The organism is Streptomyces sp. CA-278952 (assembly GCF_028747205.1).
Classification (GTDB): Bacteria; Actinomycetota; Actinomycetes; order Streptomycetales; family Streptomycetaceae; genus Streptomyces.
This window is the reverse complement of the sequence record NZ_CP112880.1, coordinates 6,822,008-6,847,701: the sequence shown is the minus strand read 5'-3', so window position 1 is coordinate 6,847,701 and position 25,694 is coordinate 6,822,008. Positions and strand designations below refer to the sequence as shown.

General features: G+C 72.0%; 27 protein-coding genes. 8 read left to right on the top strand and 19 right to left on the bottom strand.

Features of this window, described 5'->3' with window-relative positions:
• The first annotated feature begins 42 nt into the window (after positions 1 to 42).
• From N7925_RS30375 to N7925_RS30365, 3 genes are all read left to right on the top strand, one after another.
• Entirely contained in the window at positions 43 to 651 is a 609-nt protein-coding gene (locus N7925_RS30375; RefSeq protein ID WP_265602674.1) for a GOLPH3/VPS74 family protein, read from the top strand.
• 84 nt (positions 652 to 735) lie between these two features.
• Positions 736 to 1,506, top strand: coding sequence for a HEAT repeat domain-containing protein (locus N7925_RS30370; RefSeq protein ID WP_274346578.1), 771 nt, complete (start codon positions 736 to 738; stop codon positions 1,504 to 1,506).
• Positions 1,507 to 1,509: 3 nt separating this feature from the next.
• Positions 1,510 to 2,508, top strand: coding sequence for a MerR family transcriptional regulator (locus tag N7925_RS30365; protein ID WP_274345761.1), 999 nt, complete (start codon positions 1,510 to 1,512; stop codon positions 2,506 to 2,508).
• On the opposite strand, the gene N7925_RS30360 is transcribed toward N7925_RS30365, so the two are convergent.
• Together N7925_RS30360 and N7925_RS30355 are read right to left on the bottom strand one after the other, a co-directional pair.
• The gene (locus N7925_RS30360; RefSeq protein ID WP_443032277.1) at positions 2,487 to 3,869 is read right to left on the bottom strand and encodes a hypothetical protein; all 1,383 of its coding nucleotides are present in this window, start codon (positions 3,867 to 3,869) and stop codon (positions 2,487 to 2,489) included. The two genes, N7925_RS30365 and N7925_RS30360, sit on opposite strands and share 22 nt — an antisense overlap.
• A gap of 200 nt (positions 3,870 to 4,069) precedes the next feature.
• On the bottom strand, positions 4,070 to 4,870 hold the full coding sequence (locus N7925_RS30355; protein ID WP_274345760.1) for a LysR family transcriptional regulator substrate-binding protein: 801 nt from the start codon (positions 4,868 to 4,870) through the stop codon (positions 4,070 to 4,072).
• 58 nt (positions 4,871 to 4,928) lie between these two features.
• Between N7925_RS30355 and N7925_RS30350 the strand changes: the two genes are divergently transcribed.
• On the top strand, positions 4,929 to 5,327 hold the full coding sequence (locus N7925_RS30350) for a DUF5997 family protein (protein WP_274345759.1): 399 nt from the start codon (positions 4,929 to 4,931) through the stop codon (positions 5,325 to 5,327).
• Between the two features lie 263 nt (positions 5,328 to 5,590).
• Here N7925_RS30350 and N7925_RS30345 read toward each other — a convergent pair whose 3' ends face one another.
• The 3 genes from N7925_RS30345 to N7925_RS30335 form a co-directional block, all read right to left on the bottom strand.
• On the bottom strand, positions 5,591 to 6,088 hold the full coding sequence (locus N7925_RS30345; RefSeq protein ID WP_265602670.1) for a peptidylprolyl isomerase: 498 nt from the start codon (positions 6,086 to 6,088) through the stop codon (positions 5,591 to 5,593).
• 333 nt (positions 6,089 to 6,421) lie between these two features.
• Positions 6,422 to 7,000, bottom strand: a complete 579-nt coding sequence (locus N7925_RS30340) for a histidine phosphatase family protein (RefSeq protein WP_274345758.1) — start codon at positions 6,998 to 7,000, stop codon at positions 6,422 to 6,424.
• Between the two features lie 63 nt (positions 7,001 to 7,063).
• Positions 7,064 to 8,518 (bottom strand): aminotransferase-like domain-containing protein, encoded by a 1,455-nt coding sequence (locus tag N7925_RS30335; RefSeq protein ID WP_274345757.1) that lies wholly within the window; start codon positions 8,516 to 8,518, stop codon positions 7,064 to 7,066.
• On the opposite strand from N7925_RS30335, the gene N7925_RS30330 reads away from it, so the two are divergent.
• Together N7925_RS30330 and N7925_RS30325 are read left to right on the top strand one after the other, a co-directional pair.
• Positions 8,517 to 9,557, top strand: coding sequence for a DMT family transporter (locus tag N7925_RS30330; protein ID WP_274345756.1), 1,041 nt, complete (start codon positions 8,517 to 8,519; stop codon positions 9,555 to 9,557). The genes N7925_RS30335 and N7925_RS30330 overlap by 2 nt on opposite strands.
• 47 nt (positions 9,558 to 9,604) lie before the next feature.
• Positions 9,605 to 9,808 (top strand): DUF1918 domain-containing protein, encoded by a 204-nt coding sequence (locus N7925_RS30325; protein WP_274345755.1) that lies wholly within the window; start codon positions 9,605 to 9,607, stop codon positions 9,806 to 9,808.
• Positions 9,809 to 9,952: 144 nt separating this feature from the next.
• Here N7925_RS30325 and N7925_RS30320 read toward each other — a convergent pair whose 3' ends face one another.
• Positions 9,953 to 11,257, bottom strand: coding sequence for a glycoside hydrolase family 10 protein (locus N7925_RS30320; protein ID WP_443032276.1), 1,305 nt, complete (start codon positions 11,255 to 11,257; stop codon positions 9,953 to 9,955).
• Positions 11,258 to 11,457: 200 nt separating this feature from the next.
• On the opposite strand from N7925_RS30320, the gene N7925_RS30315 reads away from it, so the two are divergent.
• Complete coding sequence (locus N7925_RS30315) at positions 11,458 to 12,315, top strand: 3-hydroxybutyryl-CoA dehydrogenase (RefSeq protein ID WP_274345754.1); 858 nt, start codon at positions 11,458 to 11,460, stop codon at positions 12,313 to 12,315.
• A 207-nt stretch (positions 12,316 to 12,522) separates the two neighbouring features.
• On the opposite strand, the gene N7925_RS30310 is transcribed toward N7925_RS30315, so the two are convergent.
• The 12 genes from N7925_RS30310 to infC form a co-directional block, all read right to left on the bottom strand.
• On the bottom strand, positions 12,523 to 13,005 hold the full coding sequence (locus tag N7925_RS30310) for a hypothetical protein (protein ID WP_274345753.1): 483 nt from the start codon (positions 13,003 to 13,005) through the stop codon (positions 12,523 to 12,525).
• The gene (locus tag N7925_RS30305; protein ID WP_274345752.1) at positions 12,993 to 13,181 is read right to left on the bottom strand and encodes a hypothetical protein; all 189 of its coding nucleotides are present in this window, start codon (positions 13,179 to 13,181) and stop codon (positions 12,993 to 12,995) included. Before N7925_RS30305 ends, N7925_RS30310 begins: the two co-directional genes overlap by 13 nt.
• 48 nt (positions 13,182 to 13,229) lie before the next feature.
• The gene (locus N7925_RS30300) at positions 13,230 to 13,691 is read right to left on the bottom strand and encodes a hypothetical protein (RefSeq protein WP_274345751.1); all 462 of its coding nucleotides are present in this window, start codon (positions 13,689 to 13,691) and stop codon (positions 13,230 to 13,232) included.
• A 390-nt stretch (positions 13,692 to 14,081) separates the two neighbouring features.
• Positions 14,082 to 14,612, bottom strand: a complete 531-nt coding sequence (locus N7925_RS30295; protein WP_265602558.1) for an NUDIX hydrolase — start codon at positions 14,610 to 14,612, stop codon at positions 14,082 to 14,084.
• A gap of 86 nt (positions 14,613 to 14,698) precedes the next feature.
• Positions 14,699 to 16,051, bottom strand: coding sequence for a transcriptional regulator (locus N7925_RS30290; protein WP_274345750.1), 1,353 nt, complete (start codon positions 16,049 to 16,051; stop codon positions 14,699 to 14,701).
• A 417-nt stretch (positions 16,052 to 16,468) separates the two neighbouring features.
• A complete protein-coding gene (pheT, locus tag N7925_RS30285; RefSeq protein WP_274345749.1) occupies positions 16,469 to 18,982 on the bottom strand; it encodes a phenylalanine--tRNA ligase subunit beta in 2,514 nt (837 codons plus the stop codon).
• Entirely contained in the window at positions 18,982 to 20,121 is a 1,140-nt protein-coding gene (pheS, locus tag N7925_RS30280; RefSeq protein ID WP_030088343.1) for a phenylalanine--tRNA ligase subunit alpha, read from the bottom strand. The genes pheT and pheS overlap by 1 nt, the downstream gene beginning before the upstream one ends.
• A gap of 167 nt (positions 20,122 to 20,288) precedes the next feature.
• Positions 20,289 to 21,467: a sensor histidine kinase gene (locus N7925_RS30275; protein WP_265602555.1), complete on the bottom strand. Its 1,179-nt coding sequence runs from the start codon at positions 21,465 to 21,467 to the stop codon at positions 20,289 to 20,291.
• 172 nt (positions 21,468 to 21,639) lie between these two features.
• Positions 21,640 to 22,485: a TrmH family RNA methyltransferase gene (locus tag N7925_RS30270; RefSeq protein WP_265602554.1), complete on the bottom strand. Its 846-nt coding sequence runs from the start codon at positions 22,483 to 22,485 to the stop codon at positions 21,640 to 21,642.
• A gap of 138 nt (positions 22,486 to 22,623) precedes the next feature.
• A complete protein-coding gene (gene rplT, locus N7925_RS30265; protein ID WP_007457565.1) occupies positions 22,624 to 23,007 on the bottom strand; it encodes a 50S ribosomal protein L20 in 384 nt (127 codons plus the stop codon).
• A 107-nt stretch (positions 23,008 to 23,114) separates the two neighbouring features.
• On the bottom strand, positions 23,115 to 23,309 hold the full coding sequence (gene rpmI / locus N7925_RS30260) for a 50S ribosomal protein L35 (protein ID WP_003970213.1): 195 nt from the start codon (positions 23,307 to 23,309) through the stop codon (positions 23,115 to 23,117).
• A 120-nt stretch (positions 23,310 to 23,429) separates the two neighbouring features.
• Positions 23,430 to 24,146: a translation initiation factor IF-3 gene (gene infC / locus N7925_RS30255; RefSeq protein WP_078585328.1), complete on the bottom strand. Its 717-nt coding sequence runs from the start codon at positions 24,144 to 24,146 to the stop codon at positions 23,430 to 23,432.
• Between the two features lie 369 nt (positions 24,147 to 24,515).
• On the opposite strand from infC, the gene N7925_RS30250 reads away from it, so the two are divergent.
• On the top strand, positions 24,516 to 24,878 hold the full coding sequence (locus N7925_RS30250; RefSeq protein WP_018959482.1) for a DUF1844 domain-containing protein: 363 nt from the start codon (positions 24,516 to 24,518) through the stop codon (positions 24,876 to 24,878).
• An 86-nt stretch (positions 24,879 to 24,964) separates the two neighbouring features.
• Here the strand turns inward: N7925_RS30250 and N7925_RS30245 are convergent, their stop codons facing one another.
• Positions 24,965 to 25,678 carry an aquaporin gene (locus tag N7925_RS30245; protein ID WP_265602553.1) on the bottom strand — a complete coding sequence of 238 codons (714 nt, stop codon included), beginning with the start codon at positions 25,676 to 25,678 and terminating at the stop codon, positions 24,965 to 24,967.
• Positions 25,679 to 25,694: the final 16 nt, after the last annotated feature.

The following is a 25,694-nucleotide window of genomic DNA, read 5'->3' as shown; positions in this document are numbered from 1 at the left end:
CGGCGGGGCCCGCCTTGCCGATGCCTCTGAGGGGAGCCGTTCATGACCACGGCGAAAGACCTGTTCATCATCGCCATGGATCCGGAGCCGGAGCACACCGTGGGGCAGGGCGACCTGTCGCTCGCGCTCGCGGGAGCCGAACTCCTCGATCTCATCGGGGCGGGAACCGTCACCGTGGACGGCGACCTCATCGTGCCGGGCGGGGCGTCGGTGCCGGACGACCGGCTGCTCGGCGAGGCCGCCGCACGGATCACCCGGCAACCGCCCTACGAGCGGATCGAGGACTGGCTGTGGCGGCAAGGCCGCGACCTTTCGGCCACCTACCAGGACGCGCTGGAGGAGGACGGCGAGCTCACGCAGAAGAGGAGCGGCCGGTTGCCCTTCGGCCCCAAACGCGTGGAGCTGGTCGATACACCCGCCCGCCGCCGGGCCGCCGACCGCTGGGAGGAGGCCGAGCCCGTCCTGGCCGCCCTCGCGTCGGCCGTGGGCATCGACGGCGGACGGCCCGGTGACGACGAACCGCGCCTCGACGACGAGACGGTGACGACCGTGGTCGCCACGGTCCACGAAGCGGTGATGGAGCTGGAGGCCGTACGCCAGCGACGGACCATCGAGAACACGGCTTTCGCCAACGTCTGGCGCGGCCCCTGAGCCGGTCCCCCGGCCGAGGCGCACGGCAGGGTTGACCTTGACACGGTGACAAGCTCTTCACTGCTTGCCGAGGAGGTGGTCTCGATGACGGTCACGGGACACGGCACGGACACGGTACGAGCGCTGCGGGGGCTGGATGACGACCGTGCGTCGGTGCGGCTGCGCGCCGCTCTGGCGGTCGGCTCGACCCCGGACCCGCGCTTCGTCGGCACGCTCGTCGAACGGTGCGCGGTCGAGCCCGAGTTCTTCGTACGCGACATGCTGACCTGGGCGCTCACCCGTCACCCGGTGTCCGTCACCCTTCCCCCGCTGCTCCGCGAACTCCGCTCCGAGCGGACGCGGGCGCGGAGCCAGGCGCTGCACACGCTGTCCAAGATCGGGGACCGGCGGGCGTGGCCGGCGATCACCCGGGCGCTGCTGACCGACGCCGACGACGAGGTGGCGCGGAGCGCCTGGCGGGCGGCGGTGGTGCTCGTACCGGATGGGGAGGAGGCCGCGTTGGCGGTACTGCTGGCGACGCAGCTCGGGCGCGGCGGGCGGGAGACCCGGCTGAGTCTCAGCCAGGCGCTGGTCGCCCTGGGGGACGCGATGGCGCCGGCTCTGGCCGCCGCGACGAGGAGCCACGACCCGCTCGTCCACGCGCACGCGCTCGCCACCCAACGGCTGCTGCGCGACCCGGACGCCGGGTTCACGCTCGCCGTGGAGGAGGCGAAGCGCGTCGTGGCCCTCGGCGGCCAGGGCGCCTCCGGTGACGCCGGTGACGCCCGTGACGCCGGTGACGCCGGTGACGCCGGTGGCTCCCACGGCTCCCACGGCTCCGATGGCTCCGGTGGCTCCTGTGAGGAAGGTCCATAGGGCGTGTTGATCGGTGAAGTCGCGCGACGGTCGGGAGTAAGTGCCCGCATGCTCCGGCACTACGAGTCGCTCGGTCTGGTGCGGCCGTCGGGCCGCACCGGGTCCGGTTACCGGGAGTACTCCGGGGAGGACATCCAGCGGATCTTCCATGTCGAGAGCCTGCGGGCGGTGGGGCTGTCGCTGCGCGAGATCGGGCGCGCCCTCGACGATCCCGGCTTCACACCCTCGGCACTCGTCGACGACCTGATCCGTCGGACGCGCGAACGCATCGCGGTGGAGACCGAGTTGCTCACCCGGCTGCACCGGGTCCACGCCACGGATCCGGCCGGCTGGGAGGACGTCCTCCAGGTCGTCACGCTCCTGGGGGCGTTGGGGTCCAAGAGCGCCGACGCCCGCCAGCGCGCCGCCCTCGCCTCGGTCGACGAGGTTCCGGTGGAGGCCCTGGTCGAGGCGACGCTCGGCGAGGGCGACCCGCATGTGGCCGGGGCCCTTCGATGGGCCCTGGCGCGATCGGGCGGCGGCGCCCCGGCGCTGCTGGCGGAGGGGCTCGGCACACCGGAGGCCGCGGTGCGGGAACGCGCCGTACGGTCCCTCGCCGAGATGCCCGGCGGAGAGGCCACCGCGCTGCTGCGGGATTCCCTGGCGAGCCCCGATGCCGTGGTCCGCGGCTACGCCGCCCTGGCCCTCGGGTCGCGCGGGGAGGCAGATGCGGTCCCGGCGCTCGTCGACCTGGTCGTGGCAGGGACGAACGACACCGATGCGGCCGACGCGCTGAGCCTGCTGGCGGGCGACGGCACGGCGGCGGACCGGATCGCGGCCGCGCTCGTCGACCGCCTCTCCCGCGACACCACCGGCGCGCCGGCGCGCGGGCGGCTGACCCAGGCGCTGGCGGGCGTACCGGGGGCGGCTTCCTCACGTGCCCTCCGGGAGCTGCTGCACGACGACGACCGCGCCGTCGCGCTGACCGCGGCGTACCTTCTTCAGCTGCGCGACGTGGGGTGACGGACCTCGCCCGGGATGTCGCCCACGGGGACCGGTGCGGCGTGTGGCGTGGTGTCGTCGTGGGGCGGGGAGCCGGTCGGCGGCCGGTCCAGGAGCAGCGGAATCGCCAGGACGGGCAGCAGCCAGACGAACACGATGAGGCGGTGTCCGAGCAGTTGGTCGAGGTTCGGATGGCCCGCCTGGTTGAGGAGGCCCGCCGCCCCTGCCGCCAGGGCGACGGGCAGCACCACGGAGCGCCGTCTCAGCAGCGCCCAGGCCGAGAGCGCGAGCAGGACGGGGAGGACCGGGTAGGTGGCCTGGCGCCGGAGCCACGCCGACCAGAAGACCCGCTCCTGGACGAAGAACTCGGGCCAGGGGTCGGGCCGGTCGGGGCGCTGGTAGTGGTGGGTCAGCAGGTCCTGGGCGCTGTCCTCGCCCATCGGCCAGGACAGGAGGTGCGCCCCGGCGTAGACGGTCACCGCCAGCGCACCGCAGAGTCCGGCCGCCCGGAGTACGGGGGCGAGCGCCCGCCGCTTCAGCCGGAGCCACCCGGCCCGGGCCAGGAAGCCGCCCGCGAGAGCGGCCGCCAGCAGCAGGGCCTGCGAGTAGCGGACGAGGAACATCAGGGCGAAGCCGCCCGCGACGAGCGCCGCGCCCGTACGGGGCCGGGCCCGCAGCAGCAGGACGCAGCCGAGGACGACCGCCGTGCCGAGCGCCAGGGAGAGCCCGTCGCTCAGGGGGTTCATGGCGACGGTGCCGGTGGGCAGGGCGAGGTACAGGGCCTGCCCGGCCAGCCCGGCGCGCCGGGAAGCCCCCGCGGCCCGGAGGGTGAGCAGGACGCAGACACTTCCGGCCAGCGCGACGACGAGCCCGGCGAGCCAGAGACCCCAGGTGGCTCCGAAAGCGGCCACGAAGGGGACCAGGAACAGTGGATAGCCGGGCCTGGCCTCGAAGATGGCCATGAAGCGCTGGTTGGCGAACGGTGCGGTCATCCCCGATGTGTTGCCGTGGTCCGACCAGTACGCGACCGAGTCGTTCAACCGGCGCACGCAACTCTCCTCCGACTCTCCCGCGGCCTTCCTGCTGGTCCAGGGGATGAGGTCCGGTGCGTGCTGCCCGCTGGCACAGGAGTAGCCGATGGCCAGCCGGCCCGCCTCCTGGCGGTCCGCGCCGCTGAGGCTCAGGGCGTAGGAGAGGTAGTTCTTCGTGTCGGGCGATGCCCGTCCGGTGACCGCTGTCAGCTGGAACCCGGCGAAGGCCACGGCGATGAGCAGCATCCCGACGAGGCCGAGGCGCTGGGTTCCGCGGGTGCTCGGCAACGGCCCGCGCACGGTCGGCGACCACCTGCGGATGTACGGCATCGGTCTGCGGATGTTCGGCATCGGACGGACGCTCCCCTGCATACGGCGGTTGTTCCATCAACGAGACAACCGGCGTGTGGTGGCGTTCACGGGGCGAATCCGGATGCCACGCGGGCCAGGGGCTTCCGTTTGGATCAGGTCGGATCAGGGATCAGGTCGGATCAGGGAGCGTGGTCGCGTGCCGGGGCCCCGCGAGCCCGACATGATCCGAACGAGAGGCCCTAACGGCCCCGCGGCTTTCCGCGCTTGCCGCCCTGGCCGCCGGTCCGGCCGCCCGACTGGGGCTTCCTGCCCGCCGCGGACCTGTTCCGGGCGCCTCCGGCGCCGCCGCGCTCCCCCGCCCGCTTGCCCTTGTTGTCCTTGGCTTTGTCCTTGGCCTTGTCCTTCGCCGGACGCGGCGGGGCGGCCGCGCGGCCACGGGTGCTGTTGACGGTGCGCCCCCGGACGATCCCGATGAACTCCTCCACCAGGTCGGGGGTGGTCTCCGCCTCGGGCCATGACAGGGCGACGCGTGACTCGGGGGCTTCCGGGACCGGACGGTAGGTGAGGTCCTTGCGGTGGTGGAGGCGGGCCAGGGACTGCGGGACGAGGAGGACCCCCACGCCCGCCGCCACCAGCTCGATCGCGTCCGCCGTGGTCGCCGGGCGCTCGACGGCGGGGCGTCCGGGCAGGGTCTCCCAGGCGAGGAGGTCGTCCAGCGGGTGCAGCACGATCTCGTCGGACAGCTCGGCGAGCGACACCTCCTCCGCGGCGGTCGCGACGTGGTCCTTGGGGATCACGACGACGGTCGTCTCGGTGTAGAGGGGGATCGCGCTCAGGACGTCCCGGTCGACCGGGAGCCGTACGAGACCGGCGTCGGCGCCGCCGTCCGCCAGCAGCTCGGGTGCCTCGGCCGCGGTGGCCTGGACGAGTTCCAGCGAGGTGTGGGGCAGCCGCTCGTGCCAGACCCTCACCCACTTGGTGGGCGTCACGCCGGGAACGTAGGCGAGCCTGAAGGATGAGGGGATGTCCGAGCCTGTCACGGAACCAGGCTACCGGCAGGTGGTCGGAGGTATGTCCCATGGTCGATACCCTGGACCCATGACGTCGCACAAGACCGCCCAGACCATGAAGCCCGCCACGGCGGCGAAGAAGCTGGGTGTGTACCTCCAGGCCACCCCCGCCGAGTTCCAGGAGGGTGCCGTCTCGCGCACCGAGCTCAACGCCCTCCAGACCGACCCGCCCGCCTGGCTGGTGGAGCTGCGCCGCACCGGCCCGCACCCCCGCCCGGTCGTCGCCGCGAAGCTCGGCATCTCCATCGCGGGGCTCGCCCGCGGCGGGATCGCCGAGGCGCTCACCACCGAGCAGATCGACGCGCTGAAGGACGAGATGCCCGAGTGGCTCCAGAAGGAGCGCGCCACACAGGCCGAGGTGCGCAAGGAGACCGCCCGGATCAAGGAGCGCAACGCCGAGCGGGCCGCGCAGTCCGGCCAGGAGTAACCCGGTCATCAGTAACCCGGGTATCAGTAATCAGGGCATCAGCAGCCCGGGCATCAGCAGCCCGGCGGTCGAACGCGCCTGGTGTCAGGGCCGACAGCCCCGTCCCTGAGGGAGCTGGCCCAGGTCCACCGCACGGTGGATCGTCTCGGCCGGTTGCCGGGAAACCGCCAGCGGCACGCCACGGGCCCGCGGCCGGGTTCCGCCCCGCGACGCGTACGTCGGTGGGACGGCCCCGCCACGGGCCCATCGGGTTATCGGACCGGTCAGAGAACGCCGGACTTGTCGATGGTGACCTTGGCGCGGGTCTTGCCGCTGGAGGAGCCGAGCGCCTCGATCTTGCGGACCAGGGCCATGCTGTCGTCGTCGGCGACCTTACCGAAGACCACGTGCTTGCCGTCCAGCCACGGGGTGAGCACCGTGGTGATGAAGAACTGCGAACCGTTGGTGTTCTTCCCGGCGTTGGCCATCGAGAGCAGGCCCACACGGTCGTGCTTGAGCGTGAAGTTCTCGTCGGCGAACTTCTCGCCGTAGATGCTCTTGCCGCCGGTGCCGTCACCGCGGGTGAAGTCGCCGCCCTGGAGCATGAAGTCCGTGATGACGCGGTGGAAGGACGAGCCGGCGTAGCCGAAGCCCTTCTCGCCGGTGGCGAGCGCGCGGAAGTTCTCCGCCGTCTTGGGGACGACGTCGTCGAACAGGTCGAACGTGATCCGCCCTGCGGGCGCGTCGTCGATGGTGATGTCGAAGTAAACCTTGGTTGTCATGGTGACATCCTCACATTCCTGGCAACCGCAGGTGAAACCCGGGTTGGGTCGGCGCGTGGGACGCCCTGTTCCGCCCACCTCCCGGTGGTCTCCCCGTGGGCCGCGTAGACGGCGTCCACCAGGGCCGTCTTGCGCGGGTCGTCGGCGAGCCGGGAGCCCGTCCGGTTGTGTACCGGTCGTCGCGGTGACCGTGGAGCTGCGGCACGGGGGCTTCCCTCGTCGCGGGCGCGGGTCCGGCGGCGGAACCGGATGACCCGGCGACATACCGACTGGTCGGACCAGCGGGAAGGGGCAGCACCCCGGGGCCTCTGGGCTTCCCCGGTCCCGCCCCGGTCAGCGGATACCCGCTTCCAGGCTCAGGCTCCAGCGGCCCGGCAGGCCGGTCAGCGTGATGGTGGACAGCGGACGGACGTCGACGTTCCAGTACGCGGAGGGCGGGGCGTTCAGGGCGTAGACGAGGGCGGCCCGGACCACGGCGGGTTCGGCGACCGCGACGACGAGGCCGTCGGCGGCGGGGCGGGTGTCCAGCCAGCCGCCGACCCGCCCGATGAAGCCGAGCATCGACTCGCCGCCGTGCGGCGCGCTGCGCGGGTCCGCCAGCCAGTGGTCCACGGCGGCCGGTTCCCGGGCGGTGACCTCGCCCAGCGTCAGCCCACGCCAGCGGCCCATGTCCCAGTCGCGCAGGGCCGGTTGCGCCATCGGCGCGAATCCGAGGGCGTCCCCGGTGGCACGGCTGCGCGGAGTGGGCGAGCAGTAGCGCAGCTCGGCGGCGGCGCCGAGCGGCACGAGCGTGTGGGCGACGAGCTGCACCTCGTGCCAGCCGGCCTGGTCGAGCGGCCGGTCGTCGTCGAAGCGTTCGGCCAGCCGGGAGGAGCTGCGCGCCGCTGCGACCAGGGAGACCCGAAGCGTCATGGCGGGATCGTGGGGCCGAACGCCTGTTTGGTCAAGAGGGCGCGCACGTCGGGGCGCGCCGCGTCAGCCGCCCAGGAGCCCGTCGAAGGCGGTACGGAGGCGGCGGACGCCCTCCGCGATCTCGGCCGCCCCGGAGACCGCGGCGAAGCTCAGACGGACGTGGCCGGCCGGGGGTTCGGCGCAGAAATAGGGCCGCCCGGGGGCGATGGCGACGGAGGCGCGCAGGGCGGCCGAGACGACGGCCGGCTCGTCGGTGGCCGTTCCCGCGCCGCCACCCGGGAGCCGGAGCCAGAGGCTGCCGCCGCCCGCCGGGAGATGCGGCAGCGCGAGTTCCGGCAGCTCGCCGCCGAGAGCCGCCGCCATGACCGTACGGCGGTGCCTCAGCTCGGTGGCGACGGCGGCGAGGTGGCGGCCCCAGGACGGGGAGCCGACGAGTTCCAGCGCGGCTTCCTGGAGCGGCCGGGGTACGAAGAAGCTGTCGACGACCTGGATGGCCCGCAGGCGCTCCAGCACCGGCCCGCGGGCGGCCAGGGCCCCGACCCGCAGGCTGGGCGAGGTGACCTTGGTGAGCGAGCAGACGTGGACGACGACGCCGTCGGGATCGTCGGCGGCCAGCGGCGCCGGAAGCGGTCCGGCGTCGTCGTGGACGAGCCGGCGGGCGAAATCGTCCTCGACCACGAACGCCCCGGCCGCGCGGGCGATGGCCAGGATCTCGGGGCGGCGGGCGGGTGCGAGGGTGGCCCCGGTGGGGTTGTGGAAGAGCGGCTGGCTGACGAAGACCCGGGCGCCGGTGGCCCGGAAGGCGTCGGCGAGCAGTTCGGGGCGTACCCCGTCGGCGTCCATCGGCACGGGGACGGGGCGCAGCCCGGTGGCGCGGGCGGCGGCGAGCATCCCGGGGTAGGTGGGCGACTCCACGAGGACCGGGGCGCCGGGCGGGGCGAGCGCGCGCAGCGCGGTGGCCAGGGCGCTCTGGCCACCCGCGGTGATCAGGACGTCGGTGCCGGAGACGGCGGGGCCGATCTCGCGGGCGAACCAGGAACGCAGTTCGGGCAGTCCGTCCGTCGGGGGGCGGCCCCAGGCGCCGGGTCTGCGGCCCGCGCGGGCCAGGGCCGCGGAGAGCGCACGCTCGGGCTGGAGGGAGGCGTGGAGGTAGCCGCCGTTGAACTCGATGACGCCGGGCGGCGGTGCGGCGAGGGTGACCAGCACGCCGGAGGCGTCCACGGTGCGCGGCACCACCTCGGGTCCACCGTCGCCGCTCAGCGACACCTCCTGCCAGGACGTGTCGCCCGGCGCGGGGAGGGCGACGCGGGGATGCGCTCGGAAGGCGCCGGAGCCGGGGCGGGTGACGACGAGCCCCTCGGCGGCGAGCTGGGCGATGGCGCGGGAGACGGTGACGGGGCTGACCCGGAACCGCTCGACGAGTGCACGACTGGACGGCAGCTTTCCACCGGGAGAGTAGCGGTTGAGGTCGACTCTCAGGGAAGTAACCAGCTCGGCGACGCTGCTACGCTCTTTCATGAGAGCAGATAATAGCGCTACCCCGCCTTCATCGATAGCGGTTACCGAGCCGGCCGGCACCCCTCGGACCGCTACGGCGATCCCGTCGGAAGCGGCCGTTGCCTCGGCTGCGGACGGGTCGGGAAGCAGTCCCGCGCCGGGGCCCTCGGCCGGCCGGAGCGGCACCGTGCTCGCCGGGCTCGGCGTGGTGGCGTTCTCGCTCACCTTCCCGGCCACGGCCTGGGGTCTGGAGAGTTTCGGCCCCTGGTCCCTGGTCGCTCTGCGCAGCGTGCTCGCCGCCCTGATCGCGGGCAGTGTGCTGCTGGCCGCGCGCGTCCCGCTGCCCGAACGCCGGCACTGGGCCGGGCTCGCGGTCGTCGGGGGCGGGGTGGTGGTGGGCTTCCCGCTGCTGACGACGCTGGCGCTGCAGACCTCCACCACCTCGCACGCGGCCGTGGTCGTGGGCCTGCTGCCGCTGACCACGGCGGTGCTGGGGTCCCTGCGCACCGGGGAACGCCCCTCGCGCACGTTCTGGACCGCGGCTCTCGCCGGGGCCGCCGTGGTGATCGCCTTCACCGTGCAGCAGAGCGGCGGGGCTCTCGCCCCCGGCGACCTGTACCTGTTCGGCGCGCTGCTCGTGTGTGCGGCCGGGTACACCGAGGGCGGCCGGCTGGCCCGGCTGATGCCGGGATGGCACGTGATCGGCTGGGCCCTGGTCCTGTGCCTGCCGCTCGCGGTGGCGGGCACCCTGGTGGCCCTGCCCCTCGAACCCGTGCACCTGAACGCCCACGGCGTCCTCGGCCTGGTGTGGGTCGCCGCCGGGTCGACCTTCCTCGGACTGTACGTCTGGTACCGGGGCATGGCGGCGATCGGTGTCGCCCGGGCCAGTCAGCTCCAGCTCGCCCAGCCGCTGCTGACGCTCGTGTGGTCCTTCCTCCTGCTCGGCGAGGAGATGTCCGCCGCGGCTCCGGTCGCGGCGGTGGCCGTGCTCGTCTGCATCGCCGCCACCCAGCGGGCCGGCCGCGGCGCAGCGGGGGAATCCCGGCGCGTACGGTCATAGACTTGTCGACACAGACACCATCTCCCCCTGTGAGGAGGTCGCTCCCGATGGAGGCACACACGGGCGACCGGCTGCTGATGCACGGCAGGACCGTGGGACAGCACGACCGGGTCGCCGAGATCATCGAGGTGCTCGGCGACGGGGGCGCTCCCCCGTACCGGCTCCGCTTCGAGGACGGCCGTGAACACCTGATGTCACCGGGCCCCGACAGCGTCGTCCAGCACAGGGAGGCGCCGACGGACGAGCGGTAGCGGCAGGAGGCGCGCGCGGCCGGGGCTCGCACACCGAAGCCCGGCTACTGCGCGCTCTTCAGCCGTGCCCCGGCCCGCGGGCCGACCCGACTACCGCGCGCCCCGCCGGAGACCGGTCCCGGGACCCGGGACCCGTAACGCTGATCACCTCGCCGAAGGGCGACCGCGGTGCGGATACGTGCGGCCCCGGTCCGGATAGAGCCGGGCCCGGTCCGTGTAGTGGTCGGCCACCACGCGTCGCATCGCGCCGATCCGGTCCGCCATCACGCTCTTCCCCGAGAAGAAGACATGGCCGCCCACCTCCGCGTGGTCCCGGGCGAGGGTGAGGTGCCGGGAGAGCTCCGCAGGGTCCTGCCAGGCCTCCGCCTGGGCGGGGTCACCCGCCTTGTACAGCGCCTCACCCACGTACAGATCGACGCCCGTGCCCCGGACGGTCCGGCTCCACCAGGCGAGGACCTTCGCGTAGTCGGCGGCGGCCTGGCCGATGTGCCAGTAGATCTGCGGGCAGATGTAGTCGATCCATCCCTCCTTGACCCACTTGCGGGTGTCGGCGTACAGATCGTCGTAGGTCTGCACGCCCGCCCGGGTGTCCGAACCCAGCGGGTCGGTCGCAGCGTTGCGCCAGACCGCGAAGGGGCTGACGCCGAAGCGGACGTGGGGTTTGATCTGCCGGATCCGCTCCCCCGTCTCGCGCACGAGCCGGTCGATGTTGTCGCGCCGCCAGGCCGCCCGGCCGGCGAAGCCGCCACCGTACCGCTCGAACTCCGCGTCGTCGTCGAAGGCCTGACCGGCCACCGGGTACGGGTAGAAGTAGTCGTCCCAGTGCACCGCGTCGATGTCGTAGCGCCGCACGGCGTGCAGCATCGCGTCCTGGACGAAGCGGCGGACCTCCGGCAGCCCGGGGTTGTAGTAGAGCTTCCCGCCGTACGGCACGACCCAGCTCGGGTTCCGCCGGGCCGGGTGGGAGGCGATGAGGCGGGTGGGGTCGGTGTGGTTCGCCACCCGGTAGGGGTTGAACCAGGCGTGCAGTTCCAGGCTCCGGTCGTGCGCCGCGCGCACCGCCGTGCCGAGCGGGTCCCAGCCCGGGTCCTTCCCCTGGGTCCCGGTGAGGCAGGCGGCCCACGGCTCGTGCGGCGAGGGCCACAGGGCGTCGGCGGTCGGCCGGACCTGGAACACCACCGTGTTGAGCCGCAGCTCGACCGCCCGGTCCAGATACGCGAGCAGCTCGGCCTCCTGCCGCGCCGCCGTGAGCCCCGGCTTGGACGGCCAGTCGATGTTGGCGACCGTGGCGATCCACATGCCGCGCACCTGACCCGGCTCCGCGAACCGCCCGCCGCCCCTGCTCCTCCCCGCCGGAAAGGCGACCGCGTCACCGGCCGACGTCATCGCCGCCAGCAGTCCGGCCGCACCCAGCACGAACGCCCTTCTCGCCACTCCCGTTCCCCGCATCCTGGCCCACCTCTCTTTGTCACGTCCCACTCCGACTCCGATAGCTCTACGTAACCGCATGTTTCCCATCCGTGGCCGTCATGACCCGCGGGACGTCCGCGTCAGCATGCGGAGTAACGTCGTGGGGTCGGGGCGGGCACCGGAATCACACGGGACCCTGCGATACGGAGAACAGCGAAAGGCACGAGGTGACGGACTCTATGGCCGACATTGCACGCGTCGGAGTGGTGGGCTGTGGCCAGATGGGCGCGGGTATCGCGGAGGTGTGCGCGCGCAGCGGCCTCGAAGTAAAGGTCGCCGAGACCACCGGCGAAGCGCTGGAGATCGGCCGCACCCGTCTGCACAACTCCCTCGCGAAGGCCGCCGAGCGCGGCAAGATCAGCGCGGAGGAGCGGGACGAGACCCTCGGCCGACTGAGCTTCACGACCGACCTCGGGGAGTTCGCCGACCGCGATCTCGTCATCGAGGCCGTCGTGGAGAACGAGCAGGTCAAGACCGAGATCTTCCAGGTGCTCGACCAGGTGGTGACCCGGCAGGACGCGATTCTGGCCTCCAACACCTCCTCGATCCCGCTGGTGAAGCTGGCCGTCGCCACCTCGCGCCCGGACCGGGTCATCGGCATCCACTTCTTCAACCCGGCCCCAGTGCAGAAGCTCGTCGAGCTGATCCCGGCGCTGACCACCTCGGACGAGACGATCGCCCGCGCCGAGGCCGTCGTGCAGGACGTGCTCGGCAAGCATCCGATCCGCGCCCAGGACCGGTCCGGCTTCGTCGTGAACGCCCTGCTGATCCCGTACCTCCTCTCCGCGATCCGGATGTTCGAGTCGGGCATCGCCAGCCGCGAGGACATCGACAACGGCATGGAGATGGGCTGCGCCCACCCGATGGGTCCGCTCAAGCTGGCCGATCTGATCGGCCTGGACACCGTGGCCTCGGTCGCGGACTCGATGTACGCCGAGTACAAGGAGCCGCTGTACGCCGCTCCCCCGCTGCTCCAGCGGATGGTCGACGCGGGCCGGCTCGGCCGCAAGACGGGGTCGGGCTTCTACCCGTACTGACCGGCTACCGGCGGGGTCGGCGCTCATGCGGCCGGGCCCGCCGGGGCACGTTTCCCATGGTCAGGACCGTGTGCGGCCCGCAGAGCCTCGTACCCCACGGCCGACCCCACGCCGCGCCGGAGCGCTGCGGAGCGACGGCGCGGATGCACGGACCCGAGTCCCTGGCGACTCCGACCCAGGACCTCCGCATTGCGCATACGGGCTCAGTCAGGCAGCGCAGGGCTCCTCCAGCACCACCACGACCATCACCGGAAGGTCGGTGTCATGCTGGATCACACCGGCGGTCAGAATCCGGCTGTCGAGGGTCCACTTCTTCAGCTTGACGAACTCGTCCCTGTCCGCCTCCGTCGCCTCGGCCTCGATGAGGTGGCCGACAAGCGGGGAAGCCTCGATCTCGGGGAGGAAGTCGGCCAGCACCTGCTCCCCCTGCTCGTAGACGGCATCCAGGTCGTCGAAGTAGCCCGACTCGTCGACGTCGCGGATCCAGACGAAGAACGAGACGCTGACCGCCCCACCGCCGAACGTCTGGATCCAGCCCCCGACGCCGCCCTTGTCCCACGACGTCTCCACACCGTCACGGACCTTGCCCGCGGGCGTCCACTCCTGACCCAAGAACCGCGCCGCCGCAGCCTCGGCGGTCAGCGGGGTGATGTCCCTGAGCGCTTCCAGCATTGCGATCACTTCAGCCATGAACTCATTCCACTCATGCCGTTGCCGGGCACGTGATACGCCTTCAGCTGCCCGCTGACGTAGGCCTCGGGGAAGGCCTTGGACAGCACTTCGACCACACGCGGGCCAGGGTCGGAGACCGCCGGCACAAGCGGTCGATGTGCCTCTCCGGCGCTGCGCGGCAGCCGGCTCACCACGCCGTCCTCTGCACCTTTTTCGAGCGGGGCTTTCTCACGTTCACGTGCTCAGCCCGACGGGATCGTCACGATCGTCACCTGGCCATCCATCAGGCATTCGATGAGCGCCGGACCCCCGAGCGGATGGATCCAGAAGTGCGGACCGGCGTCCAGGATGTCCCGCGCATGCCGGACTGCGACCTCCGCAGGCATGACCACGGTCGGCATCGCGTAGTTTCCCCAGATGATGGCGACCCGCTCGTCTCTCTGCACGTACGAGGAAAGCAGCTCCACCGCCATCCTCACCCCATGCTCCTCGTCGTCCCACCAGAGGCGCTCTTCGTACCGAATGGTGGTGAAGTCGATCACGTCGCCGGTGCCGGCCGGGAACCTGCTCAGGCCTGCTGCGGTCAGTTCGTCGTTCTCAGCGAGATTCAACTTCACGACCTGGCTACCGTCATCGTCGTGGGGGTCGTTCATGAAGCTCGGAAGATACTCCGGGTTACTCGCGTAGGAACTGCCGTCGGTCATACGTTGCGCCTCAGCCAGGTCGACATTCCGTCACCGGGGCAGAACGCTGACCGGTCTCGATGCGCCCGACCATCTCCATGGCCGGGCTCCTGGCCCCTACTCTTCAGGCAGCAGGTCGTTGAAGACATCGATCAAGTCCTCCACAAGGTGACCGCGTCGATTCGGTTCCCCGTCAGGACCCGTACCTGACCTCGTGAACTCGTCGGACCCATAGTCCAGCAGTTCCTGCATTGACTGGCTACTCGGCAGCTCCGCCGCACCGGCAAGGGCAGCTGTCGCCCCCGCCCGGGGCTTCCATGGGGCCGCGGAGCCGCTGTATGTGTCAGGGAGCCGGTCCCGGTCACCCGGGGCCGGCTCCTCACGTGTGCGGGGCGCTCGTACGCGGCCGGGTCAGCCCAGTCTCAGGTGGTGCAGCATCAGCAGGGCGGCCGCCATGTTCGCGGCGGGCACCTCGCCCCGGGCGATCATGTCCGGGACCACCTTGAGCGGTATCCACTCGCGGCGCGAGGACTCGAAGGCGTCCTGCGGGGGCCCGGTCCAGTGGGCCTCGTCGGACCAGAAGAGGTGGTGTCGGGCGTCGGTGAGGCCGTTCGACGGTTCCACGGTGAGCAGCGGGCGCAGCTCGCCGGGGCGCCAGCCGGTCTCCTCCTCCATCTCACGGGCCGCCGCCAGCGCGATGTCCTCGCCGTCCTCTACGACGCCCGCGGCCAGTTCCCACCCCCAGCTGTCGGTGATGAACCGGTGCCGCCAGAGGAGCAGCACCTCGTTCGCCTCGTTGACGACGGTGGCGGCCGCGACGGGTCGCAGCCGGATGACGAAGTGGTCGAGGTGGCTGCCGTCGGGGAGCTGGACGTCCGCCAGATTCACCCGGAACCACGGGTTCTGATACACATTCTGTTCGCTTAAATTCGTCCACTGCACGGTTCTGCCGCCTTTCGACATGTTGGGGTCAACATGTCAGCAGGCTCGGCTGTCAGGGGGAGCGAACGACGGGGCGTCGGCAGAGCTCACAGAGGCACGCGGAGCGCCTCGTCGATGAGGTCGGTGGTCCCCGCCGCCTCGGAGCAGCCGCTCGCGGCCAGTTCGCTCCGGACCTGCCGCAGCCGGTCGCGCAGCCGCTGGGACTCCATCCCCCGGGCCCTCATCGCCATTTCGGCAGCTGTACCGGCCGCGCGGTCGGCCTCGCCCTGAAGCAGCTCGATATGACTCAGCATCGCGAGACGGTGCACGCGCCCCCGGTCGTGCGCCGGGGCGCGCACGGCGGAGGCCGCGTGCTCCCGGGCGGCGGGCAGGTCCCCGAGACCGAGCAGCGCCTCCGCCACCTGGACGTCGACCAGGCCCGGCTGGACGTACCCGGTCTCGTCCGGCTCCCGGCCGGTGTGGATCCGGCCCGCCTGCGCCTCGGCCCGCCCGATGCAGGCCCGGGCGTTCGCCGCGTCGCCCAGCCGGGCGTACGCCTTGGCCTGCATGGCGTGCAGATCGGCGGCGAGGGCGGGGGTGATATGACCGCCGGCGGCCCGCAGCGCGGCCTCGGCGAAGGCGATGGAGCGGCGGTAGTCACCGAGGAACAGCGACTGGGTGACCAGCAGCGCGATCACATAGCCGCCCAGCCCCCGGTCCCCGCTGGACTTGGCGAGCCGCAGCGCCTGGTGGAAGTAGCGCTGGGCGAGTCCGTGGGCGTCGGAGTCGTAGGCGCAGATGCCCGCCACCGCCACGAGTCCCGCCGTCGCCCGGTGCAGGCGCCGGCCCAGGGCGTCGCTGTAGCCGCCGCGCAGCAGCGGCGCGGCCTCCGCGTTGAGGAAGCGGACGATCCGGGACCTGGTCGCGAGGCCGCCCGTCTTGCGGTACATCTGCTCGTAGTGGTCACGGGCCGACTTGAGCATCGCTATGTCGGCCGCGCTGACCCGGCCCGGTCCCGGCCGCGAGACGTCGGTGTCCTCCGGGGGGTTCTCCCACTCCCAGACCGGCATCACCGCCGGCGTGCCGGTGACGGCGGGCACGGTGGCCAGGTGCGGGCGCCGCTGTTCGTCGGAGCGCCACAGGGCGGTGGCCCGTTCGACGAACCCGCAGAGGGAGCCGCTCCCGTCGCCGGCGTCGATCCCGGCGGAAGCGGCCGAGGCGCCCATCCCGACGTCGTCGAGCCCGACGGGCCGCCCCAGCCGGCCGGCCAGCACCTCGCAGATCAGGTCGGGCACCTGCCCCCGCGGGCGCTGGCCCTTGAGCCAGCGGGAGACCGCCGTGTGTTCGTACCGCAGGCTCAGCCCACGGCTCAGGCCCGCCCGGTTGACGTGACCGGCGAGGCCCGCCCGGGACACACCGGCCTCCTCGATCAGGGCTTCGAGCAGGACATTGGGCTCCATCGTCCCCCCAGGTGCGTGTCGCAATGAGCCTAGTGGAGCACGATTCACACGGGGTGTGAAAGGAATGCCCGAACCCTCCCGCTGTGCGCTCTGCCGCGCGGGTCCCGGGCTCGGTTGAATGAGCTCCCTCGCAAGAGGCGGCCGGGTCGTCGGCTCCCCCTCGTAACGGCCTACGACCCGCACCCGCGCCGTCCGCGCTGCTGACCTGCCCGACACTCCGAGGCAGCGCGGACGGCGCCCGGACCGCACGGCCCACTGACCGACGACGAAGGAGGGTGGCTGCGGAACGGACGTCGGAACCGCGTTCCTCCCGGTTCCGGCTCCGGCTCCGGCGTGTGGTCCCTCCGTCGCTCGGCGGGATGGAGAAGGGGCGTATCCGGTGGCCGGATACGCCCCTTCTCAACGCCGCTGCACGGGCTACGCGCCGCGCAGCACCGCGCCCGTGCGCTCGGCGGCCAGGGCCACCGCGCTGTCGCGGGCGGCCGACGCCTCCTCGACGGTCAGGGTGCGGTCGGCGGCGCGGAAGCGCAGCGCGTACGCCAGGGACTTGTTGCCCCCGCCGATCTGTTCACCGGTGAAGACGTCGAACAGCCGCAGCGACTCGAGGAGTTCACCCGCGCCCTCGCGCAGGGCCCGCTCCACGTCGGCGGCCGGTACGTCCCCGGCGACGACGAGCGCGACGTCCTGGGTCGCCACCGGGAAGGTGGAGATCCGGGGCGCCTGGAGCGCTCCGTCGACGGCCTGCTCCAGGACGTCCAGCTCGACCTCGGCGGCGCAGGTCCGCTCGGGCAGGTGGAGCGCCTTGATGACGCGCGGGTGCAGTTCGCCCGCGTGTCCGAAGAGGGTCTCCTCGCCGTTCACGGTGACGTACAGCGCGGCGCAGCGGCCCGGGTGCCACGGGGCGTGCTGGTCGGCGCGGACGATGACCTCCACCCCGGCCTCCGCGGCGATGGACCGGGCGGCCTCGACCGCGTCCGCCCAGGTCGCCGGGGTGCCCTTGCCCCACCAGCCGGACTGCTCGCGGGCGCCCGCGAGGACGACGGCGGCGCGGCGCGGCTGACGCGGCAGGGCCGCGTCCAGAGAGGCGATCTCCTCGTCGGTGGGCCGGCGGTCGACGGGCAGCCGGACCGCCTGCGTCTCCTGGCCCGTCGGCCTGAAGACCAGGCCGGTCTCGAAGAGCGCCAGGTCGTGGCTGCCGCGACCGTCGTTGCGCCGCAGGGCGCCGAGGAGACCGGGCAGCAGCGTGGTGCGCAGCGCCGGCTCCTCGTCGGAGATCGGGTTGACGAGCTTGACCGTGCGGCGACGGGCGTCGTCCGCCTCCAGGCCGAGCTGGTCCAGGACCGCGTCGCCGATGAACGGGTAGCTCAGCGCCTCGACGTAACCGGCTCCGGCCAGCACCCGGCCGATGCGGCGGTGCAGCCGCTGGCGGTCGGTGAGACCACGCCCGGAGGGGGGCGTCGGCAGGGTGGAGGGCAGGTTCTCGTAACCCTCAAGACGGATGACCTCTTCGGCCAGGTCGTTCGGCTCGTTCAGGTCGGGCCGCCAGGACGGGACCGTGACGATCAGCTCGTCCTGCCCGTAGACGTCGCAGCCGACCTCCTGGAGGCGGCGGACGACGGTCTCGCGGCCGTAGCCCACACCGGCGACCCGGTCCGGGTGGTCGGCGGGCATCGCGATGGAGCGCGGCGCGGACGGGGCGGTGATCTCGGTGACCCCGGCCTCGGCGGTGCCGCCCGCCAGCAGGACCAGCAGGTCGACCGTTCGCTGCGCGGCAGCGGCGGCGGCCTGCGGGTCGACGCCGCGCTCGAAGCGCTTGGACGCCTCGGAGGACAGCTTGTGGCGGCGCGCGGTGCGGGCGATCGAGATCGCGTCGAAGTGCGCGGCCTCGATGACGACCTCGGTGGTGAGGGCGTGTTCGCCGTCCGCGTCGGCGATCTCGGTGTTGGCCCCGCCCATGACGCCCGCGAGGCCGATCGGCCCGCGGTCGTCGGTGATGACGAGGTCCTCGGCGTCCAGTACGCGCACGGTGCCGTCCAGTGTGGTGAGCTTCTCGCCCTGCGCGGCGCGGCGCACACCGATCGGCCCCTCGACCCGGGTGCGGTCGTAGGCGTGCAGCGGCTGGCCGAGCTCCAGCATCACGTAGTTGGTGATGTCGACGGCCAGCGAGATGGGCCGCATCCCGGCCTTCTGGAGGCGGCGCCGCATCCAGATCGGGGAGCGGGCCTCGGGCTGGAGACCGGTGACGGTGCGCGCGGTGAAGCGGTCGCAGCCGATCGGGTCACTGATCTTGACCGGGTAGCCGTACGCGTTCGGCGCGGGCACGTCCAGCAGCGCCGGGTCGCGCAGCGGCAGCCCGTACGCGATGGCCGTCTCCCGGGCGACACCGCGCATCGAGAGGCAGTAGCCGCGGTCCGGGGTGACGGCGATGTCGAGGACCTCGTCGACGAGCTGGAGCAGCTCGATCGCGTCGGTGCCGACCTCGTGCTCCGGCGGCAGCACGATGATGCCGTGCGTTCCGTCGTCGCCCATGCCGAGCTCGTCGGTGGAGCAGATCATGCCGTGCGAGGTCTTGCCGTACGTCTTGCGGGCGGCGATCGCGAAGTCGCCGGGCAGGACCGCGCCCGGGAGGACCACGACGACCTTGTCGCCGACCGAGAAGTTACGGGCGCCGCAGACGATCTCCTGCGGTTCGCCGGTGCCGTTGGCGGTGCCGACGTCGACCGTGCAGAAGCGGATGGGCTTCTTGAAGCCCTCCAGCTCCTCGATGGTCAGGACCTTGCCGACGACCAGGGGGCCCTTGAGGCCCGCGCCGATCTGCTCGACGGTCTCGACCTCGAGCCCGACGGAGACGAGCTTGGCCTGTACGTCACGGCCGGTCTCCGTCGCCGGCAGGTCGACGTACTCCCGCAGCCAGGAAAGCGGGACGCGCATCAGATCTCCATCCCGAACGGCCGGGTGAACCGGACGTCACCCTCGACCATGTCTCGCATGTCTTCGACGTTGTGGCGGAACATCAGCATCCGTTCGATGCCGAACCCGAAGGCGAATCCGCTGTACTTCCGGGGGTCGACGCCGCAGGCGGTGAGCACCTTGGGGTTGACCATGCCGCAGCCGCCGAGCTCGATCCAGCCCTCGCTGCCGCAGGTGCGGCAGGGGCGGTCCGGGTTGCCGACGGATTCGCCGCGGCAGACGTAGCAGACCATGTCCATCTCGGCGGACGGCTCGGTGAACGGGAAGAAGTTCGGCCGCAGCCGGGTCTTCATGTCCGGTCCGAAGAGCGCCTGGACCATGTGGTCGAGGGTGCCCTTGAGGTCGGCCATGGTGAGGCCCTCGTCGACGGCGAGCAGCTCGATCTGGTGGAAGACCGGGGTGTGCGTGGCGTCGAGCTCGTCGGTGCGGTAGACCCGGCCGGGGCAGACGACGTAGACGGGGGGCTTGCGCTCCAGGAGCGAGCGGGCCTGGACCGGGGAGGTGTGCGTACGCAGTACGACCCCGGACTCGTCGCCCTCGGTCGCCTTCCCGTCGGGCGTGGTGCCCTGGACGAAGAAGGTGTCCTGCATCTGGCGGGCCGGGTGGTCGGGCACGAAGTTCAGGGCGTCGAAGTTGAACCACTCCGCCTCGACCTCGGGGCCCTCGGCGATCTCGTAGCCCATGGCCACGAAGACGTCCGCGACGCGCTCCATGATGGTCGTCAGGGGGTGGCGGGCGCCGGCCGGTGTGCGGTCGTAGGGCAGCGTGACGTCCACGGCCTCCTCGACGAGCACCCGGGCGTCCCGCTCGGCCTCCAGCTCCGCCTGGCGGGCGGCGAGCGCCTTGGAGACGGCGCCGCGGGCCTGGCCCACGCGCTTGCCCGCCTCGGCCTTGGCCTGCGGGGGCAGGGCGCCGATCTCGCGGTTGGCGAGGGACAGCGGCGAGGTACCTCCGGTGTGCGCGGTCTTCGCCTGGGCGAGCGCGTCGAGGTCGCCGGCGGCGGCGAAGGCGGCGAACGCCTCGTCCCGCAGGCGCTCGATCTCTTCCGGTTTCAGTGCCTCGACCTCGACTGGGTCGTACGACTTGTTCGGTGCCGACATCTCTTCCCGTGCTTCCGATTGGCTGGTGGCGCGACCCGGCTGGAGACCGCTGGACACAAAGGTGCCAAAGGTCGAGTCTAAAGGCCGCAGGACGGTCGGGGAGCCCGCGGGCTGCTCAGCCCTCCCGTCGCCCACCACCACCCTGCCTGATTGCTACGCAAACCCCTCTACTTCAGATAGGCGGGCATGCTCACGGGCAGAATAAATCGGAACTCGGCTCCGCCGCCGGGTCCCCGGTCGACGGTGATGGTGCCGCCGTGGGCCTCGACGATGCCCTTGACGATGTAGAGGCCCAGGCCCGTGCCGCCGCGCTTGCTCCCCCGCCAGAAGCGGGTGAAGACACGGCCCATCGACTCCTCGGGGATGCCGGGGCCTTCGTCGCTCACGGTGACAGCCGTTCCCGTCTCGTCGTCCGCCCCCGGCGCGGGTGCCGGGGCGATCTCAATGGTGACGGTTCCCTCGCCGTGGCGCACCGCGTTTTCCAGGAGGTTGCCGAGGACCTGGTCGACCTTGTCGGGATCGGCCCACAGGGCGGGCAGGGGCCCCCGGGCCCGGACCCGGAAGCGGTCGGGTGCCTGGCCGCCCGTGATGAGCGCCTGGATGTGCCGGGCCACGGCGGCGGAGACGTCGACGGGCTGGCGGCGCAGCTCCAGCCGGCCGGAGTCGATGCGGGAGATGTCGAGCAACTCGGCGATGAGCCGGGTGACCCGGCCGGCGTCCGCGTCGACGGTCTCCAGCATCAGCCGCTTCTGGTCGTCGGTGAAACGTTCCCACTTGGCGAGCAGCGTGGCGGTGAAACCCTTGACGGAGGTCAGCGGGGAGCGCAGTTCGTGGGCGACGGTGGCGATCAGCTCGGCGTGGCTGCGTTCGGTACGCCGGCGGGCCTCGGTGCCGCGCAGCGAGACCACGACCCGTCGCACCGGGCCGAGCGGGCGCTCGCGTACGTAACGGGCGGAGACCAGCACCTCACGGCCGCCGGGCAGCAGCAGGTTGCGCTCGGGCTGGGCCCTGCGGGTGGTGAGACCGCCGTACGGGTCGGTCAGCTCCCACCAGCGCTTCCCCTTGAGGTCCTCCAGCGGGAGGGCGACGTCCAGGGGGCGTCCGATGGCGTCGGCGCGGGGGGTGGCGGTGATGCGGGCGGCGGCGGCGTTGAAGCAGACGACGCGCCCGCTGGCGTCGGCGACGACGAGACCGTCGGGAAGGTCGTCCGGGTCGATGCCGGGAGCGTCCTGGCCGAGGCCGGCGCCGAGGCCGTCCGGACCGGCCGCCGACCCGTCCGGCTCCTCTTCCGCAGCGCGTGCCGCGGTGGTGTGCGCCGGTCGTGGCGAGCTCATGCCGACAGCCATCTTCCCGTATCCCCACCTCTCGAACCGGTGCAGTGGGCCCCCGAGTTCGTCACCCTACTAGGCGGTGGTGAACCGGCGACACCCTGTGGGGGCGCGGAGAGGAGTGCGCCGGTGGGAGGGGCGCGGGAATGGCTGGGATCGTGTGCTGACGGGCCGTCGGCGCTGCGCTGCGTTACGCGTCGGGGGTGCGCCGGGGACGCTGCGCGCGGGCGGAGGCGTACAGGCAGACGGCGGCGGCGGTGGCGAGGTTGAGGCTCTCCGCCTTGCCGTGGATGGGGACGCGGACGACGGCGTCGGCGAGCGCGCGGGTCTCCTCGGGGAGCCCCCAGGCCTCGTTGCCGAAGACCCAGGCGGTGGGGGTGCCCATGGTGCCCGCGTCCAGCTCGTCGTCCAGGTCGTCGGCCCCGGCCCCGTCGGCGGCGAGGATGCGCACCCCGGCGTCCCTGAGGCCCTGCACGGCCCGTTCGACGGGGACGCCGACGGCGACGGGCAGGTGGTAGAGCGAACCGGCCGAGGCCCGTACGGACTTGGGGTTGTAGAGGTCGACCGAGGCGTCGGTCAGGATCACCGCGTCCGCGCCGGCCGCGTCGGCGCAGCGCAGTACCGTCCCGGCGTTCCCGGGGTCCCGTACGTTGGCCAGAACGGCCACCAGGGTGGGCTTCGCGGCGAGGATCTCCTGAAACGGGGTGTCCAGGAAGCGGCAGACGCCGATGAGGCCCTGCGGGGTCACGGTCTGCGAGACGTCGGCGAGGACGTCGTCGTCGGCCAGGTGAACCCGGGCGCCCGCGGTGTGGGCGGCCTCGACGATGTCGGCGTACCGGTCGGCGGCCTCGGGCGTGGCGAACAGCTCGATGAGCGTCGGCTCGCCGTCGCCGCCCCGGTGGGCGGCGGCCTCGCGTACGGCCTGGGGCCCCTCGGCGATGAACCTGCGCTCCTTGCCGCGGAAGGTGCGGCGGGCCAGCCGGCGGGCGGCGGCGACACGGGGGGAACGCGGGGAGATCAATTCGGGGGTGCCCATGATCGGCGGCGAGCCTCTCTGCGTACGGCTGTGGCGGTGTGGGGTGTCGGGCGGGGTGGGTCGGCGGGTCAACGCACCGGACCCGCAGGCGGCGTGCGCCTGCGGGTCCGGTTCGCTACCTGGAAGGGGGTGCCTGGATCAGGCGGCCTTCGGGGCGTTGACGTCGCTCGGGAGGGCCTTCTGAGCGACCTCGACAAGGGCGGCGAACGCGTTGGCGTCGTTGACCGCGAGCTCGGCCAGGATCTTGCGGTCCACCTCGATGTTGGCGGCCTTCAGACCCTGGATGAGGCGGTTGTACGTCATACCGTTCTGGCGGGCAGCGGCGTTGATGCGCTGGATCCACAGCTGACGGAAGTCGCCCTTGCGCTTCTTGCGGTCGTTGTAGTTGTAGACCAGGGAGTGGGTGACCTGCTCCTTGGCCTTGCGGTACAGGCGCGAGCGCTGCCCGCGGTAGCCCTTGGCCGCCTCGAGGATTGCCCGGCGCTTCTTGTGGGCGTTGACTGCCCGCTTGACGCGTGCCACTTGTTAACTCCTTGTAGCGGGGCCGTGGGTGTCCTCACACGGCCCGGAAACGAATTGGTCCCGGTGTGATCGAGGTCGTGCCTCCGGGGCGAGCCGGAGGCCGAGCCTCACTTGCCGAGAAGCTTCTTGATCTTCTTGGCGTCGGCCGGAGCCACGACGACCGTGCCGGTCAGCGAGCGGGTCTTCTTGGACGACTTGTGCTCGAGAAGGTGGCGCTTGCCGGCCCTCTCGCGGAGCACCTTGCCGGAGCCGGTGATCTTGAAGCGCTTGCTGGCACCGCTGTGCGTCTTGTTCTTCGGCATCGCGCCGTTCTCTCCTCGTCAGTGGCGCCCCTCACGGTGCGGGGCACCGGACTGCAGGGGCGTCAGATCTCTATGGGATTCCGGGGGACCCGGGGGCGCCTGGATGGCAGCCCCCGGAGGTCACGCCTCGGAAGGTGTCTCGGCCGGAGCCTCGGCCGCTTCGGCCGGAGCCTCGGCGGTGTCGCCCTCGGACGGTGCATCGGTCGTGCCCTGACGCTCCGCCTTGCGGGCGGCCTGGGCCTCACGGGCCTCGGCCATGGCTTCGGTCTTCTTCTTGTGCGGGCCCAGAACCATGATCATGTTCCGGCCGTCCTGCTTCGGGTTGGACTCGATGAAGCCCAGGTCCTCCACGTCCGAAGCGAGACGCTGGAGCAGTCGGAAACCCAGCTCGGGGCGGGACTGCTCACGACCACGGAACATGATCGTGATCTTGACCTTGTCGCCCTGCTTGAGGAACCGGACGACGTGACCCTTCTTGGTGTCATAGTCGTGCGGGTCGATCTTCGGCCGGAGCTTCATCTCCTTGATGACCGTGTGCGCCTGGTTCTTGCGCGCCTCACGGGCCTTCATGGCCGACTCGTACTTGAACTTCCCGTAGTCCATGAGCTTGCACACGGGCGGACGGGCTGTCGCCGCCACCTCGACCAGGTCGAGGTCGTACTCCTGTGCGAGCTCCAGGGCCTTGGCAAGCGGAACAATCCCGACCTGCTCGCCACTGGGGCCGACAAGTCGGACCTCGGGAACGCGAATCCGGTCGTTGATGCGGGGCTCGGCGCTGATGGATCCTCCTCGGTAGCACCACGCGACCGCCTGGCGGACAGCCGCGTAACGTCTTATAACGTCAAGACCAACCGCTCCGGAACAACAAAAACGCCCCGGACGGGACACAGGCGGGGCTCCTGGAAATACCGGAGCACCGCCGTGGTCAACCACGGGGCGCATCGAGCGGCTCCATCGTCCGTACGGAACGATGGGGACCGCTTGACCGGTGACCCGCCGTCCGGTGAGGACGGTCAGGTGGGAGATCGGAGCCTCCACTTGTGGGCCGGGCACATAGGTGTCCGGCCGGTCGTTACACAAGGTTAGCAGCCCGGCTCCGGGGGCGCTAATCCTGTGTCCCCCCGCCGTCGCCCCCATGTCCGCCCCGGCGGTCCCGAAGCGGCTCCCGCGCGCGGGAGGGCGGTGGCCTGGCCTTATCGTGTGGGCATGAGTGACGCGACCCCCAGCAGTGAGAACCCCGGCTTCGACGACATGGCCCGCGACATCGCGGAGGTCCCCGCGGTCGAGGTGATCGTGACGGTCGCCGTCAACCTGATGAGCGCAGCCGCCGTGAAGCTCGGCCTCACCGAGGAGGGCGAGGAGCACAAGGACCTCGACGAGGCCCGCAAGCTGGTCCAGGCGCTGGCCGGACTGCTGGACGCGAGCGCCACGGAGATCAGCACCTTCCACGCCTCCCCGCTGCGCGACGGCCTGAAGTCCCTCCAGCTCGCCTTCCGCGAGGCCTCGCTGGTGCCGGACGAGCCCGGCCACGGCCCGGGCGAGAAGTACACCGGTCCCGTCTACGGCTAGCCTCCCTTCCCCTTACGCCGGAAAGCCCGCCGTCCCCCCGTGGGGCGGCGGGCTTCCGCGTACGTGCGGCCGGCCGGGATCGTTCCTCAGATGGCGTCCTCGGTCTCCGTGGGCAGGACGTTGGGGCAGGGGTGGGTGAGCCGGTGGGCGTAGGCGGCGATCGCGCCGCCGACCAGGGGCGCGAGGATGAACAGCCAGAGCTGGGAGAGGGCCGCGCCGCCCGCGAAGAGCGCCGGGCCGAAGCTGCGCGCCGGGTTGACCGACGTGCCGGTCAGCGGGATGCCCACGAGGTGGACCGCGGCGAGCGCCAGGCCGATGGGCAGCCCGTCGAAGCCGGTGACCGCCACCTTGTGGGTCACCGCGAGGACCACGTAGACGAGCAGGAACGTCAGGACCACCTCGGCGAGGAACGCGCCGCCGATGCTGATGCCGACGGCCGACCGGTCGTCGTAGCCGTTGGTGCCGAACTCGCCGCTGGTCTCCAGGCCCGGGATCTGCTTCGCCAGCAGGAACAGCAGGGCCGCGCCGACGACCGCGCCGAGGAACTGGGCCGCCCAGCGCTCGACGGCCGTACGGATGCCGATCCGGCCCGCCATATACATGCCCAGCGTCACCGCGGGATTGACATGGCAGCCGGAGATCGGGCCGAGCGCGTAGGCCAGCGCGAGGAGGGTGAAGCCGAAGGTGAGGGCGATGCCCACCGTGCCGAGGTACTCGACGGCGACCACCGCGGACCCCACGGCGAAGAACACCAGCAGCACGGTGCCGAGGAACTCTGACGCCACGATCCGCTTCTGCATGGAACCACCTCGCGAG